11 protein-coding genes are annotated in these 14,084 nt (G+C 47.2%); 9 read left to right on the forward strand and 2 right to left on the reverse strand.

The window, feature by feature from the left end:
* Positions 1 to 261 precede the first annotated feature (261 nt).
* Both CAG69_RS06960 and CAG69_RS06965 read right to left on the reverse strand, forming a co-directional pair.
* A complete protein-coding gene (locus tag CAG69_RS06960; RefSeq protein ID WP_161443378.1) occupies positions 262 to 864 on the reverse strand; it encodes a response regulator transcription factor in 603 nt (200 codons plus the stop codon).
* Positions 865 to 889: 25 nt separating this feature from the next.
* A complete protein-coding gene (locus CAG69_RS06965) occupies positions 890 to 2,722 on the reverse strand; it encodes a sensor histidine kinase (RefSeq protein WP_161443380.1) in 1,833 nt (610 codons plus the stop codon).
* Positions 2,723 to 2,900: 178 nt separating this feature from the next.
* Between CAG69_RS06965 and dsrO the strand changes: the two genes are divergently transcribed.
* From dsrO to CAG69_RS07010, 9 genes are all read left to right on the forward strand, one after another.
* Positions 2,901 to 3,668 (forward strand): sulfate reduction electron transfer complex DsrMKJOP subunit DsrO, encoded by a 768-nt coding sequence (gene dsrO / locus CAG69_RS06970; RefSeq protein ID WP_161443381.1) that lies wholly within the window; start codon positions 2,901 to 2,903, stop codon positions 3,666 to 3,668.
* On the forward strand, positions 3,665 to 4,795 hold the full coding sequence (gene nrfD, locus CAG69_RS06975; RefSeq protein ID WP_161443383.1) for an NrfD/PsrC family molybdoenzyme membrane anchor subunit: 1,131 nt from the start codon (positions 3,665 to 3,667) through the stop codon (positions 4,793 to 4,795). Before dsrO ends, nrfD begins: the two co-directional genes overlap by 4 nt.
* Before the next feature lie 17 nt (positions 4,796 to 4,812).
* Entirely contained in the window at positions 4,813 to 7,905 is a 3,093-nt protein-coding gene (locus CAG69_RS06980) for a tetrathionate reductase subunit A (RefSeq protein ID WP_161443385.1), read from the forward strand.
* 212 nt (positions 7,906 to 8,117) lie between these two features.
* A complete protein-coding gene (locus tag CAG69_RS06985) occupies positions 8,118 to 8,681 on the forward strand; it encodes a c-type cytochrome (RefSeq protein WP_443087822.1) in 564 nt (187 codons plus the stop codon).
* An 8-nt stretch (positions 8,682 to 8,689) separates the two neighbouring features.
* Positions 8,690 to 9,742 (forward strand): c-type cytochrome, encoded by a 1,053-nt coding sequence (locus tag CAG69_RS06990; RefSeq protein ID WP_161443390.1) that lies wholly within the window; start codon positions 8,690 to 8,692, stop codon positions 9,740 to 9,742.
* A 304-nt stretch (positions 9,743 to 10,046) separates the two neighbouring features.
* Positions 10,047 to 11,378 carry a paraquat-inducible protein A gene (locus tag CAG69_RS06995; protein ID WP_161443392.1) on the forward strand — a complete coding sequence of 444 codons (1,332 nt, stop codon included), beginning with the start codon at positions 10,047 to 10,049 and terminating at the stop codon, positions 11,376 to 11,378.
* Positions 11,371 to 13,017 carry an intermembrane transport protein PqiB gene (pqiB, locus tag CAG69_RS07000; protein ID WP_161443394.1) on the forward strand — a complete coding sequence of 549 codons (1,647 nt, stop codon included), beginning with the start codon at positions 11,371 to 11,373 and terminating at the stop codon, positions 13,015 to 13,017. Before CAG69_RS06995 ends, pqiB begins: the two co-directional genes overlap by 8 nt.
* Entirely contained in the window at positions 13,017 to 13,595 is a 579-nt protein-coding gene (locus tag CAG69_RS07005) for a PqiC family protein (protein WP_161443411.1), read from the forward strand. The genes pqiB and CAG69_RS07005 overlap by 1 nt, the downstream gene beginning before the upstream one ends.
* Positions 13,596 to 13,802: 207 nt before the next feature.
* On the forward strand, positions 13,803 to 14,042 hold the full coding sequence (locus tag CAG69_RS07010) for a hypothetical protein (protein WP_005397103.1): 240 nt from the start codon (positions 13,803 to 13,805) through the stop codon (positions 14,040 to 14,042).
* The last annotated feature ends 42 nt before the right edge of the window (positions 14,043 to 14,084 follow it).

A 14,084-nucleotide genomic window follows, 5' to 3' on the forward strand; every position in this document is an offset into this window, starting at 1 on the left:
GAGTGAAACCGCGGGCGATTCCGTCTCATATTTCATAGAGCATGACGATGCAAAGCCTGAATTTTGCATCAGACACACAACGACCACCCAGCCAATAATCGCCAGTAGCCATTTTGCCCGCTTATGTGGCGTGTTATGTCGTTTAGTCAACAAACTCATAAGAATTCAGATAAAGTAAGAACGAAGAAGATAATACGCGAGTCGTCATAAAGCTCAAGTTGTATCCTCTAAATAGCCTTAAGAGGCTTCACTCGCTAAGCTTTAATCTAACTTGCCATAAATATATGCCAACTCTGCGACGGTTTTTGCCGAGAACTTCTTCAATAAATTGGCTCGGTGTACTTCAACCGTTCGCATTGCTATGCAAAGTTCGTCAGCAATACGAATGTTGCGTTTTCCTTCAATGATCAAACGTAAAATGTCTTTTTCTCTAGGTGTGAGCGATTCATAAGCCGATTTAGCTGCTGCCATATCGAGGTTTGTGGCAGACTGCGCCTGTCCCTGCAAAATGGCTCGTGCCAGTTCATCGCCTTTGACTGGTTTTTGGAAGAAATTGACCGCCCCAGCTTGTAATGCATCGACCGCCATTGGGACATCACCATGCCCTGTCAGATAAATAACGGCTAACGGGCTGTTGACTTGATTTAAAATTTGGTGCACTTGCTGACCACGAAGGTTAGGCATTCGGCTATCAAGGATCACGCATCCGGCTTGATGAATGTCCACTTTATCGAGAAAAGATTGCCCATCAGCAAAAGTCGTCACGTTAAAGTCATGCTCTTCCAGCATAAAAGCGAGCGAGTCACGCACCGATTCATCATCATCGACTACAAAAACAGGTAGCTTCTTTTCACCGCTGCTCATTGAATGCTCCTATGCCTAGTTCAGATTAGTTTTGATATGGAAACACAAGCTCAACCAAACAACCATGTGGTGCTGTCGAGCTGATGACAAACTCGCCACCATGCATTTCCATCACATCGCGACAAATGGCTAACCCTAGCCCAAGCCCTTCTTCTTTGCTACTCACAAACGCTTGAGTCGGATTCTCTTGCTGCAACCCTGTACCATTGTCTAACACTCGAATGGAGAGTTGACTGATTTGGTAATCGCAATGCAGGGCAATTTTACCTTGATAACCTGATGAGTGATATTTCTCTTGGAACAAAGTACACGCATCAATCGCGTTGCTGATCACATTAACTAAAACCTGTTGTACGCCAACTGCATCGACAAGTAACGGACGAATGTTCCCTTCTGTACTGGCCACAATAGAAATGTTTTGCTTCTGCATTCTAAAATGGAGCAACTCAATCGTGTCATCAATGAGTACTTGAAGATCGCACAACGTTTTGTCGACACTGCGCTTGCGAATCAACGTTCTTAATCGCTGAATAATTGCATCGGCTCTTTCAACTTGGCCTTGTATTTTCTCAAGTACAGGGACAATATCTTCATGTGGGCGTTTTTTGGCCAAGCGAAGTAAACCGCCTTCACTATAATTGCGAATGGCTGCCAATGGCTGATTGAGTTCATGAGCAAGACTAGTGCCGATTTCTCCGACAATCGCGACCCTTTGTGAATGTTCTAACTGTTCACTTTTCTCTTTTAATCGTAACGATGTCTGCTCCAACGCTTGCTTACTCTTGCTAAATCGATACTCAAGCCAAAAGTGGTACGCGTTCAACACAATCACAAACATGAACAGCGCCCACGCCCATTCTTGATGACTACGCAGCCAGCGCAGTGCCTCACTCCACCAAGGTTGTTGCAACGGATGGAGATCCAACGCCTGATAAAGTTTGTCGATGCTCAGCAAGCTGACGGGGGACGTCCAACCTGATGCGCCTGCCGCAATAACCGCAGGGTGTTCAGGTGGCATCGCTAACAATTCTTGCGCAATCTGTTTGGCAATCTGAGCTGAGCCGCGCTCTGTTTTGGCAAATGACCAGTTAGGATAAAGCGGTGTGGAAACAGCGCATAACGAGCGCTCGTTCGGCTGTTGATTTAAAACTCGATAATTACTCGGTTGTAAAAGCCCTTCACTTAGCATCTGTTCCAATAAACAAGCAGGGACAACGGCCGCTTCCACATTGCCATCACGTAATTGATACAGGTTGGCATCAATAGGAAAACCAAGATAGCGGACATCAGAAAAGAAATCGTTTGGATTAAGCCCCATTTTGACTATTTGATAGCGCATCGTTAGATAACCACCAAACGCTTTTTCTGATACCGCCGCAACAGGACGTCCTGAGACATCTTGCACCGTTTGATAACTTGAATTGGCTCGAACCACCAGCGCCGAACCAATGCCGTAATTCGAGTTTTGTGGTGCTCTGCTGGTTAGCGTTGCCATCCACGACAGCGCGTATTGCCTGCCCAACCGCACTGCCTGACCTGGGTTGGTTAAGATGAAATCCATGGTCTGAAACTTCACCGCTTCGCCCATTTCATCCAAGTTAAGGGGATGAAGGACAAAATGCACATCGGAAATTTGCTGATTGAGCCAATCAATGGTCGGTTGCCATCTCTGCTCAGCATAAAGGTGACCACGTATCGCTAACACGCCCACTTCGACTTTCTGCTTGGCCTCTGGCTGCACTGCCTTTTGCTCTTGCATTTCTTGCAGATATTCTTGTTCAGAAACTGCGCCCTGAGCCAAAGATGCAAAGGCAACTAAGCAAAGAATCCAAAGCTGAAGCCACAGTGCTTTTTTCATGATGAGTCGAATCGTTCCGTCAAGAGAGTGCGACAAGAATAACAGCTACCTTCCCTAAACCACATTTGTTTTAGATCAAGTTTGATCTGGGTATGTGGAAATCCACAATATAAGCCTCGCGGTGCATTTCTCACAATGGAATCAGTCAATTCAAATACAACAAAAAAGCAGGTGAGTTATGGATTCCACCAAACGTCGCTTTCTCAGCGCGGTCACAGTTGGAGCCGCGTTAATTCCAGTCGCGGGCATTGGCACGGCAACCGCGGGAAACATTATTCGAAATAACCAGTCCGCCGACCGAAAAGGACAAGTGGGGAAACGTTATGCCATGGTGGTGGATTTGCGAAAGTGCGTCGGATGCCAGGCTTGCACCGTGGGTTGCAGCATTGAAAATCAAGCACCTATCGGTCAGTTCCGAACCACCGTAAAGCAGTACGAAGTCACGCTGGATGACGGTTCGAAAGCCACGCGAGAAGCGAAAGCCTTTATGCTCCCTCGCCTTTGTAACCACTGTGACACCCCCCCCTGCGTGGCTGTGTGTCCGGTTCAAGCGACCTTTCAGCGCGAAGATGGCATCGTCATGGTGGATAACAGTCGCTGTGTCGCCTGCGCGTATTGCGTACAGGCTTGCCCTTACGATGCGCGTTTTATCAATGAGGACACCCTCACCGCAGACAAATGCACCTTCTGCGCTCACCGTCTAGAACAAGGCCTATTACCTGCCTGCGTAGAAACCTGTGTTGGCGGTGCGCGTGTGATTGGTGATTTAAACGACCCAACAAGCGAGATTCGCCGCTTAATCACAGAACACCAGGACGACATCAAAGTACTGAAACCCAATGAAGGAACCAAGCCTCATGTGTTTTATATCGGCATGGATGGGCGCTTCACCAGCCATATCGACGGACAACCTGCTATTTACGACCCACAAGGAGATCGCGCATGAACATCACCGAAGTGTTAGTCCAACCTCAAGCGATGGCTTGGCTCCCGTGGGCGGTACAGTATTTCTTCTACATCGGTTCGGCTTATGCGGCCGCTGTTTTATTCCTAATCGCCCTATTATTTGAAAAACACACCAGCCACAGACTGCGCGCTGCTCTTGTGCTGACGCTGGCCATCGGCGCCATCGTGGGGCCATTAGCGTTAACTGGTGATTTACACCAACCGGGACGCGCATGGCATTTTTACGCGCACATCACGCCGTGGTCATGGATGTCTTTAGGGTCGCTTTTCTTGCCTGTTTTCTCATGTTTAGCGGTAGTGACTGCATGGCTGTATCTCCGCCAGGATCTGATCAACTTACGTAATCAGCCAGGGAAAGTACTGCCTCTAATTTCAAAGCTGTCACTGGGTGAATGGGTGCTCTCTCGTAGAGCCATGCTTATGGTATCTGCCATCACTGTGCTATCCAGCATAACCATTGCAGTCTACACAGGCGCTGAAATTGCGGTCGTAAAATCACGCTCGTTATGGCACCAACCAGCGTCACCGATTCTTTGGTTTGTTACTGCTTTTATGGGCGCAGTCGGCTTCGCTCTGCTGATTTGGCTCTTGCTGCCTAGTCAGTCAAAGACGCTGACATCTGGCGATACTAATTTACTGAAAAAATCGGTGGTAACGAGCGGCGTTCTGACGCTGATTCTCCTACCTATTTGGGCATCCAACAATTCCGCATTTTCGCTCTATTCTAGCGAACAATGGATGCACAACATTGCCTTGCTCACTTTTGTCATTTTAGGTTGTGTTTTGCTCGCTTTCATTTTCTTGCGCGATACCCAAAAGTCCGCATCAGCCAGATTTCGTCACGTCATAGGACTCAGTTTTGTGTCTGCTGCCGCACTGGCAAGTGCGTGGCTGATTCGCTGGTTTACCATCATGGAAGTACAAACCATCGCCAAGTTCGATGCAGGGCTGTATCCATACCAACTCACTATGGATGGAAATGGCTGGATAGGCATTATCGGCATGCTCGGATTATGGCTTGCAATGGCACTGCTCGGATCAGAGCTGGTTCAACCAAAACGAAATATAGAAGTAAAAGCCTCATCACTCACCTTAACTGAACGCTAATCAAAGAGGATTTCATCATGGATAACAAACGCCGTCAGTTTTTGAAATCAGGCATTGCAGTGGGTGGGCTTGGCGCATTCGCTGCGGGTTACGCCACCACAACCAAACACATGGTCGAGGGTGCGCTCGAAGGCACTGCAGGAGAAAAAACGCGTGATATTCACCACGGTAACTCGCTTGAACCAGAATACACGGTCAACAACAAAGGCAACCTGATCCCGAATCCAAATCAGCGCGTCGCTCCATCCATGTGCTTTGGCTGTTGGTCACTGTGCGGATTGCGTGTGCGCATTGATAACCGCAACGACGAGATTTTGCGTATTACTGGCAACCCATATCACCCACTCTCTCATCAGCAACACATTCCGTTCGAAACGCCAGTCAAAGATGCTTATTTAAGTTTGGCAGGAGAAGCGGGCCTTGAAGGTCGCTCCACCGCCTGCGCACGTGGAAACGGGATGCTAGAAATTCGCAACAGTCCGTACCGCATCACTCAACCGCTGAAACGAGTTGGCAAACGCGGCGAAGGAAAATGGATTCCGATCAGCTACGAGCAATTGATAGAAGAAGTCGTAGAAGGTGGTGATTTATTTGGTGAAGGTCATGTTGATGGCCTACGCGCAATTCGCGATTTAACAACGCCCGTAGATCCTGAAAACCCAGAATATGGCCCGAGAGCCAACCAACTGCTAATGACCAATGCCGGTAACGAAGGCCGAGACGACATTTTCAAACGCTTCGCGTTCAATAGCTATGGTACGCGTAACTTTGGGCATCATGGCTCTTACTGCGGCTACGCATTTCGTGCTGGCAGCGGTGCATTTATGAACGATTTAGATAAGAACACACACTTAAAGCCAGACTTTGATAATGCGGAATACATCATCTTCATCGGTATGTCGCCAGCTCAAGCTGGCAACCCTTTTAAGCGTCAGGCGCGCCAACTCGCCAATGCGCGAACAGAAGGTAGCTTGGAATACACCATCATCACACCAAGTTTACCTGCGGGTTCATCGAGCTTGGCTGCCGGTGACAACAACCGCTGGGTACCAATCAAACCTGGCACCGACTCTGCCCTCGTGCTTGGCATGATCCAATGGATTATCGAAAACCAACGCTACAACAAAACCTTCTTAGCGCAGCCGGGGGCAAACGCGATGAAGCGAGCAGGCACCGCGCACTGGTGTAATGCGACACATCTCGTGATAAGCGATGAGCAGCACCCGAGAAACGGCACGTTTTTACGCGCGTCGGATCTGAATCTGCCATTCGAAGGCGAAGCGTTGTCTGACTCCGATCCGTACGTCATCGTGGATGATCAAAGCGGCGAATTTGGTGTGCATACCCAGACAGGAGAAGCGGCACTGTTTGTCGATAAAACGGTTTCGCTTGCATCAGGTGAAGTGCGCGTAAAGTCGTCTCTACAAAGACTCAAAGAAGAGGCGTTCAAATACAGCCTTGAGCTCTACAGCCAACAATGTGAAATCCCTGTCGAGCAAATTGTTGAACTAGCAAAACGCTTCACCAGTCACGGAACCAAAGCGGTGGTCGATACCCACGGTGGCAACATGCACACCAATGGGTTCTATAACTCGTTTACCATCATGATGCTCAATGCGTTGATTGGTAACATCAACATGAAAGGCGGCGCGATGGCGAAAGCGGGTGGCTACCCAACTTCCGCTGCGGGTCCTCGTTACGACTTCACCAAGTTTGCTGGCAAAGTCGGCCCGAAAGGCGTCTTTTTATCGCGCAGTAAATTCCCATACCACAAAACCAGCGAATACAAACGTCGCGTTGAGGCAGGTGAATCCCCTTACCCAACTCGCGCACCTTGGTATCCGTTTGCAGCGCCACTGCTGACAGAACACCTATCTGCGGCTATTGATGGTTATCCATATCGCGTAAAAGCGTGGATCAACCATATGGCGAACCCAATGTATGGTGTTCCGGGGCTAAAAACGCTACTGGAAGACAAGATTAAAGATCCAAAGCAGCTCGGTTTGATTGTGTCTGTTGATGCGTTCATTAACGAAACCACCGCGTTGTCGGATTACATTGTGCCGGACACCGTCACCTACGAAAGCTGGGGCATGGCAACGCCTTGGCACGATGTTCCGGTGAAAACCGTCACCGCTCGTTGGCCGATAGTGGAAGCGCGAACAGAAAAAACCGCCGACGGTCGCTCGATTTGCTTAGAGAACTTTCTGATTGATGTCGCTAAAAAAATGCAACTGGGCGGTTTCGGTGACAACGCGATTCAAGATACTCAAGGGAATTGGCACGCTCTCCACAGCGCTGAAGATTTCTACTTACGTTCCGCGGCAAACTTGGCTTATGTGAAAGGCGGCGTGCCTGAAGTTTCAGCAGAGGACATCGCGTGGTCCGGCCTAGAGCGTTTAATGCCAGCCATGCAGAAGACACTGACAGCGGAAGAGATGAAACGTGTAGCGTTTATTTTTGCTCGCGGTGGACGCTTTGAAAATGCAACCGAAGCGTATCAAGGTGAGCAAATGAAGCACAAATGGACACGGCCTGTTGCGATATGGAATGAACGTGTCGGCAGCGCAAGAAACACTATGACGGGGGATTTCTACACGGGTTGCCCAACATGGCATCCACAAAAACTGGCCGATGGCACACCAATGGAATACCATTTCCCAAGCTCAGAATGGCCTTTCAGCCTGACGAACTTTAAATCCAACATTCACAGTGCAGTATCGAACCTATCGCCAAGGTTGAACTCGATTAAAGGCGTAAACCCAGTGTACATCCATCCAATCGATGCCGAGCGCGCAGGCATTAAAACAGGTGATGAGCTTGTTATTGAGACACCATCTGCAAGCACCAAAGCACTTGCGATGATAGTCAGCGGAATTCGCCCTGGCACACTCGGATTTGAACATGGGTTTGGTCATACCGAGCTAGGACAACGCTCGCACTGGATCGGCGATAAACAACAACCCGTAAAAACGCGCAGCCAAGATGGCGTCAACATTAACGACATTGGCTTAATTGATCCTACCCGAGAAGGTAAAGGTGTATTGTTGGATTGGGTAGTGGGCGCGGCGGCACGTCAGTCCTTGCCGGCCAAAATCCGCAAAGCTTAGTAGACAACCAAACCTGAAGAGCTGTCATTTAGCAGCTCTTCACACCCTCTAAATATGTGGAAATCCACAATACCTTTAGTTATTGACAAAGCCGACAATACAGCATCCAAGTCACTATCACAGTAGACACTTGGAGATATTAATAACAATTAAAGTGAGTCAGCATGTCAAAAATACTACCTGTGGTGACGGCCTGTTTGCTGGCAACCACAATGGGCGCAAGCGCCTCGTCTATTCCTGAAAAAGCCAGCGTGTGCAGCGGTTGTCACGACCAAGATGGCATGGGTCAACCAAACATTGCGCCTATGATTGCTGGTCTGAACGCGAATTATCTCAACACCCAAATAGAACTCTTCCTTAGTGGCGAACGACAAAACGTAGTCATGCAAGGCATGGCGAAAGAGCTTAGCGATCCTGCCGTTCGTAAAGAAGTCATGGATTACTTTGCTAACCTTCCAAGCTACGAGTTCACTAACCCAGAGCAACGCGGCGACCAAGCCGACATTCGTAACCCGTATCGTAAATTAATCTTCCAAGGTGATTGGGATAGAAACATTCCAGCTTGCGCGACTTGTCATGGAGCCAGCGGAATGGGCGTCGACAAATTCCCTCGCCTCGCAAGCCAACATGCTGATTACTTAAAAACGCAATTGATGGCATGGAAAAACGACACTCGCAGTGGTGACCCGCTCAATATGATGGGTACTATCGCGAAAAATCTCACTGACGAAGAGATTGAAAACCTTTCCTACTACTTTGCCTCATTACGTTACTAGGAGCAGACATGAAACGTTTATATTCTTTGTTCGCATTGCCTCTCATCTCTGCTGCTACTTTGGCCAACGAGCCACTGCCGGATCGTCAAACTGAACTGCCAGCTGTGAAAAAAGAAAATCACGGTGAATATTTGCAGCCTCGCGATCTGAGTAAAATTCCAAACACCGCATTTGGTGAGCAAGTAAAACGTGGTTACTCGCTCTTTGTTAACTCGCAACAGATGCGCGGTAAATACGTTGGCAATGAGCAAAACTGTGTGAACTGCCATATGGAAGCAGGACGAAAAGCCAATGCAGCACCGCTGTGGGCGGCTTACATGGCCTACCCGGCTTATCGCAAGAAAAACGATCGCGTAAACAGCTATGCTGACCGTATCCAGGGTTGTTTCGAGTATTCCATGAACGGTAAAGCGCCCGCTTACGATTCGCCAGAAATTGTTGCCCTTAGTGCTTACGCCTACTGGTTGGCGATGGGCGGCTTGCTCGACAAACATGGTATGACGGATGAACCAATTCCGGAGCTAGACGCAAAAGCGTTGCAAGTTGGTGGAAAAGCAAAAGACTTCCCGCTGCCAGAAGCCATCGCGCAAGCATTACCAATTGAAGAACGAGGTAATCTCTCTGGACGTGGCTACCCAAAAATCGCCGCCCCTGAGCAAGAACCATCACCAGAGCGAGGGGCATTAGTCTACGAAAAGAACTGCGAAACTTGCCATCGCGCCGACGGCTCGGGTATCAAAGGCACCGACGGCCATTCATACATTCCTCCGCTTTGGGGCGAATTTGCGTATAACTGGGGTGCAGGTATGCACCGGATTAACACCGCGGCCTATTTTATTTACGAAAACATGCCGCTTGGGAAAAGTGTCCAGTTAAGCAAACAAGAAGCGTGGGATGTCGCGGCATACGTCAATAGCCACGAGCGTCCACAAGATCCACGATTTAAAGGCAACGTGGCCGCAAACGCAGAGAGATATCACCAACATCAAGGCTATTACGGAAAAACAATTAGTGGAAAGCAAGTCGGATCGAATGCTTTCAAGAGCGGAACCATCGAGTAAAAACAACCGTTCATCTTAAATACCAGTGCTCCCACCTCCCTGCTCAGGTTCTCTGAGCAGGGGTGTTTTACTCTCCTGAAGCAATTCACTTACCCTCTCCAAACCAGCAACGTTAAGTGGTTTTCGGCTTCCAACATACCAATCTTCGCAGTAAAATAATGCGCCAAGCGCGACTTTGTTTATATCTTAGAGCTTCCATATACTATGATGCCAAAAGTAAGAAACTCGTAAACTCCTGAATCAAAACAAGCGTGCCTAATGAAAAAAGAGTATTCTTAGGACAAATGAATCCAAAACCTACCCGATGAGTATTCAACCTAATTCCCGTCAGTTAATTTCATGCGAAGAGTGCGGCCTTGTTGTTCGCATTCCCGATATCGAACAGGGGCAAAAAGCACAATGTCCTCGATGTTCGCATTCGCTGACTAAAGTGAATGCCAAGCCTTACCAAAGCGTGATCGCCATATCATCGGCATGTTTGATCATGTTAGTGCTAAGCATTTCTTTCCCTTTTATGTCGTTCAGCGTGCAAGGGTTGTCGCAAGAAATCACCTTGTTGCACGCTGCCAAAATGCTGGCTGAGTTTCAAAATGTGCTTTTGGGTGTGCTGCTACTCGCAACAGTTATCGTTTTGCCTGCAATCTATGTTGGTCTCATTCTCTTTCTTCACCTTGAAGCATTAAAAGCACGTAAACATACCCCCTCTAGAAAGCAGCAACGAATGGCAAAAGTTTTATGCCGTCTTCTGTTTCGAGTCGAACCCTGGTTAATGGTGGATGTCTTTTTGATTGGCGTGTTGGTCAGCTTAATTAAAATCGCTTCCCTCGCAGACATAGGAATGGGCACTTCATTCTGGGCGTTTTGTGTATATACCGTTCTGGTAGTCAAATGCATATCAATGGTCGACAAAAGCTGGCTCTGGGGGCACTTTATTCCAGCTATAGAGCTATCTGATGTAAAAGAGGGTGATACGCACCATAACCACAACCATATTGGCTGTCATACGTGTCACCAGCTCAACCCTATTGAAGCTAAAAAACACCAACACTGCATTCGTTGTAAAAGCCCTATTCACAAATACAACCCCGCAGACAATTTACAAAAAGCTTGGGCGCTTTTGTTTGCTTCAGTCATTTTCTATATCCCTGCGAACCTCTACCCTATGATGTACACCGTAAGCCTTGGACATACAGAAGGTTCAACTATCATGGAGGGGGTAATATTGCTTTGGCATTTAGGTTCTTATCCTATTGCGATGGTAATTTTCTTTGCTAGCGTATTTATTCCAATGGCGAAAATGCTGGCACTCGCGTGGCTGTATTACAATGCGCAAAAAGCGCGATATCTTCCGCACGAAGAGAGTATTTCACGCTTAAAGATCTACCGCATAACTGAGTTTATTGGTCGTTGGTCCATGATCGATATCTTCGTCGTCGCGATCTTAGTTGCACTGGTTCAGCTGCAAAACTTAATGGCGATTTACCCAGGTCCTGCTGCGCTCTCTTTCGCGGCAGTGGTCATTTTTACTATGCTTTCTGCAACGATATTTGACTCACGTTTGTTGTGGCAATTGCCACAAAACGAAGTGCAGGAGCCGATTTCTGACAACTTAAACGAGAAAGCCAAATATGAGTGATGAGAACAACGTAACCGCTCAAATAAAACCGCAAAAGCAGATTTCTGCGATATGGATTGTCCCGATCCTTGCGCTAGCCATGGGAGCGTGGATGCTGTTCCAATATATCAACAGTACAGGCCCACAAATTACTCTCCAACTGCCAACCGCAGATGGGATTGAGGTTGGCAAAACCGAAATCCGAGCATTGAATGTAAAAGTCGGACTGATTACTGAAGTCACTCTCAGTGAAAATTACGATCACATCATCGCTAAGGCACAAATGAACAAGGATGCAGAACGCATGTTGCGAGATGACACCATGTTTTGGGTGGTGAAGCCTCGTATTGGCCGTGATGGCGTTTCAGGTTTAGAGACCTTGCTCTCTGGCGCTTATATCCAACTTCAGCCGGGTAAATCTAAAATAGAGAAAGAGCGCTTTACGGTCTTAGATGTTCCCCCAGTCGCCTCTCCTGATGCGGAGGGGCTACGCCTTGTGTTAACACACCGCGAGGCTGGTAAGCTAGGCGTTGGTGACCCCGTCATTTATAAAGGCTTTACGGTTGGTCGTGTAGAGAAAACCAGCTTTGATGTTGACACTCGCAAAGCGTTATACCAACTCTTTATTTTCAAGCCTTATGACAGCTTAGTGCGCACTCGTACCAAGTTCTGGCTGAATTCTGGCGTAGATTTACAGCTCAACGCTGAAGGGTTCGAAGTCAAGTTTGGCTCATTAGAGAGCATGCTAACGGGTGGTGTTACCTTCGATACCGTTCCAGGTCTTGAATCCGGTGAACAGCTCACTGAAAATATGGTCAACTTCCGCTTGTACGATGATATTAAACAACTTCGAGAAGGTATGTACGATGATTATATTGAATTCGTTATGCTTTTTGATGAATCGGTACGTGGCTTAAAAGCGAATGCGCCTGTTGAGTACCGCGGTCTTCGTATTGGTACCGTAACGAGAGTACCGATGCGTTTACCAACACCAGAAGAAAACTTCTCTGCGAAAAAAATTCCTGTTTTGGTGCGCGTTGAGCTCGGTCGAGTGTACGGAGATTTAGAATCCCAATCTTTATCTATGTTCAAAGAAAAGTTGAAGGAAGAGTTTGCTCGCGGTCTCCGTGGCACCTTAAAGACTGGTAACTTGTTAACTGGCGCGCTTTATATTGATGCAGACTTTTATCTTAATGATGATCAGTACGTTCCAAGTGAATATGAAGGTTTAGATGTATTTCCAACCATGCGTGGTGGTTTTGCCCAAGTTCAGCGCCAAGTTAATGACTTCCTAAATAAGATTAACAGCTTACCAATGGAAGAAACGCTTAACTCTCTCAATGCAACGTTAAAAACGTCGGAAAAGACGTTGGCGTCAGCAGAACGTGTCGCGGACAGTATTGATAAACTTTTAAATCAAAAAGAGACGCAAGAGATCCCAACAGATATTCGCCAAAGCTTGCAGCAGTTGCAAAAAACACTCGATGGTTATGGACCAAACTCAACCATGTACAATGAAATGGAAGCCACGCTCAAAGAACTAGAAAGCGTGATGACAGAGTTTAAACCCGTACTTAAACAGCTAAACGAAAAGCCAAACTCTCTCGTGTTTGGAGAAGATGAAATCAGTGACCCAATCCCAGTTAAAGGCCAAAACTAATGAAACGAGTATTCTTTTTGTCTATCGCGCTATTTGTCGGTCTAACGGGTTGCAGTAGCGCTCCAGAAACTAAAGGGGCTTTGTACCTTCTACCTAAGGCGGAACCAGTGACGCTGAGCTCTTCTGATATCTCACAGCGCCCTACTTTAGTTGTTCGTCCAGTAAAACTGGCAAGTTATTTAAACGACAGTGGTATCGTTTACCGAACCTCTGAGACTCAAGTTATCCAGGCAAGAAACAATCAATGGGCGCATAGTATTTCCGAGCAAATCACTCAGAGAGTCGTCACAGAACTATGCCACAAACAGACTCATTACTGGCCGACTGAAATGAACAACCTGTTGGATCAAAATGGTGAAGCCAAACTACAGCTTACGTTAAATAAATTTAATGGTAGCTACAAAGGCAATATCGAAATTGAGGGGGAATGGTTACTCATCAATGCTGAAGGTAAGGTAGAAAACAGTGCACCAATACAAATCTCTCAGCCTCTACAGGACGAAGGCTATGGAGCACTTGTCGACGCACTATCCGTCGGGTTGGAAGAACTGACTTCGGACATTGCCAAAAAAATCTAATATCGATGTTAATTACAGGGAAGCAAGTTGCTTCCCTTTTTTGTGCTGCGAGAAGTTTTCCGATCGAAATAGATGTAGATAATCAAGCGAGACAAATTGATCTTAGTCAGACTGCAATCCGTTCTTTGGTGCTACTCTACGGCAAAATATAAAGCCCCATCCTATGACCTTATGTAGAGGTCTTGTTGATAAGGTTCTTGAGTAGCAATGTCGATTAACATTTCCGATTTAACCACCGCCCTAAATAAGGTGGAGCATATTCATAAAGTTCAACTTGAAAATGTGCATCAGTTCTTTAAAGCAAACGAAGCTTTCTCGGTAAAAACGTTCAGCCAACTTATATCTAGTGACTCACTTGATGAGCGATTTAAAACCATCGACAAGGCCTTCTCTTTGCTTGGTGATGTGAAAACCTACCTTTTAGAAGCGTCTTACTTAGTTAAGTAAAAATAAAAAAGCCCCTGTAACTTAATTACCGGGGCTTTCATT

It is taken from the genome of Vibrio sp. V43_P6S15P86 (assembly GCF_009904725.1).
In the GTDB taxonomy this organism is placed as follows: Bacteria; Pseudomonadota; Gammaproteobacteria; order Enterobacterales; family Vibrionaceae; genus Vibrio; species Vibrio diabolicus.

Coding starts and splice junctions, on each gene's coding strand:
- CAG69_RS06985 (WP_443087822.1), top strand. CDS start 8,118: ATGGGCGCAAGCGCCTCGTCTATTCCTGAAAAAGCCAGCGTGTGCAGC.
- CAG69_RS06965 (WP_161443380.1), bottom strand. CDS start 2,722: ATGAAAAAAGCACTGTGGCTTCAGCTTTGGATTCTTTGCTTAGTTGCC.
- pqiB (WP_161443394.1), top strand. CDS start 11,371: ATGAGTGATGAGAACAACGTAACCGCTCAAATAAAACCGCAAAAGCAG.
- CAG69_RS06980 (WP_161443385.1), top strand. CDS start 4,813: ATGGATAACAAACGCCGTCAGTTTTTGAAATCAGGCATTGCAGTGGGT.
- nrfD (WP_161443383.1), top strand. CDS start 3,665: ATGAACATCACCGAAGTGTTAGTCCAACCTCAAGCGATGGCTTGGCTC.
- CAG69_RS07005 (WP_161443411.1), top strand. CDS start 13,017: ATGAAACGAGTATTCTTTTTGTCTATCGCGCTATTTGTCGGTCTAACG.
- CAG69_RS06990 (WP_161443390.1), top strand. CDS start 8,690: ATGAAACGTTTATATTCTTTGTTCGCATTGCCTCTCATCTCTGCTGCT.
- CAG69_RS06960 (WP_161443378.1), bottom strand. CDS start 864: ATGAGCAGCGGTGAAAAGAAGCTACCTGTTTTTGTAGTCGATGATGAT.
- dsrO (WP_161443381.1), top strand. CDS start 2,901: ATGGATTCCACCAAACGTCGCTTTCTCAGCGCGGTCACAGTTGGAGCC.
- CAG69_RS07010 (WP_005397103.1), top strand. CDS start 13,803: ATGTCGATTAACATTTCCGATTTAACCACCGCCCTAAATAAGGTGGAG.
- CAG69_RS06995 (WP_161443392.1), top strand. CDS start 10,047: ATGAGTATTCAACCTAATTCCCGTCAGTTAATTTCATGCGAAGAGTGC.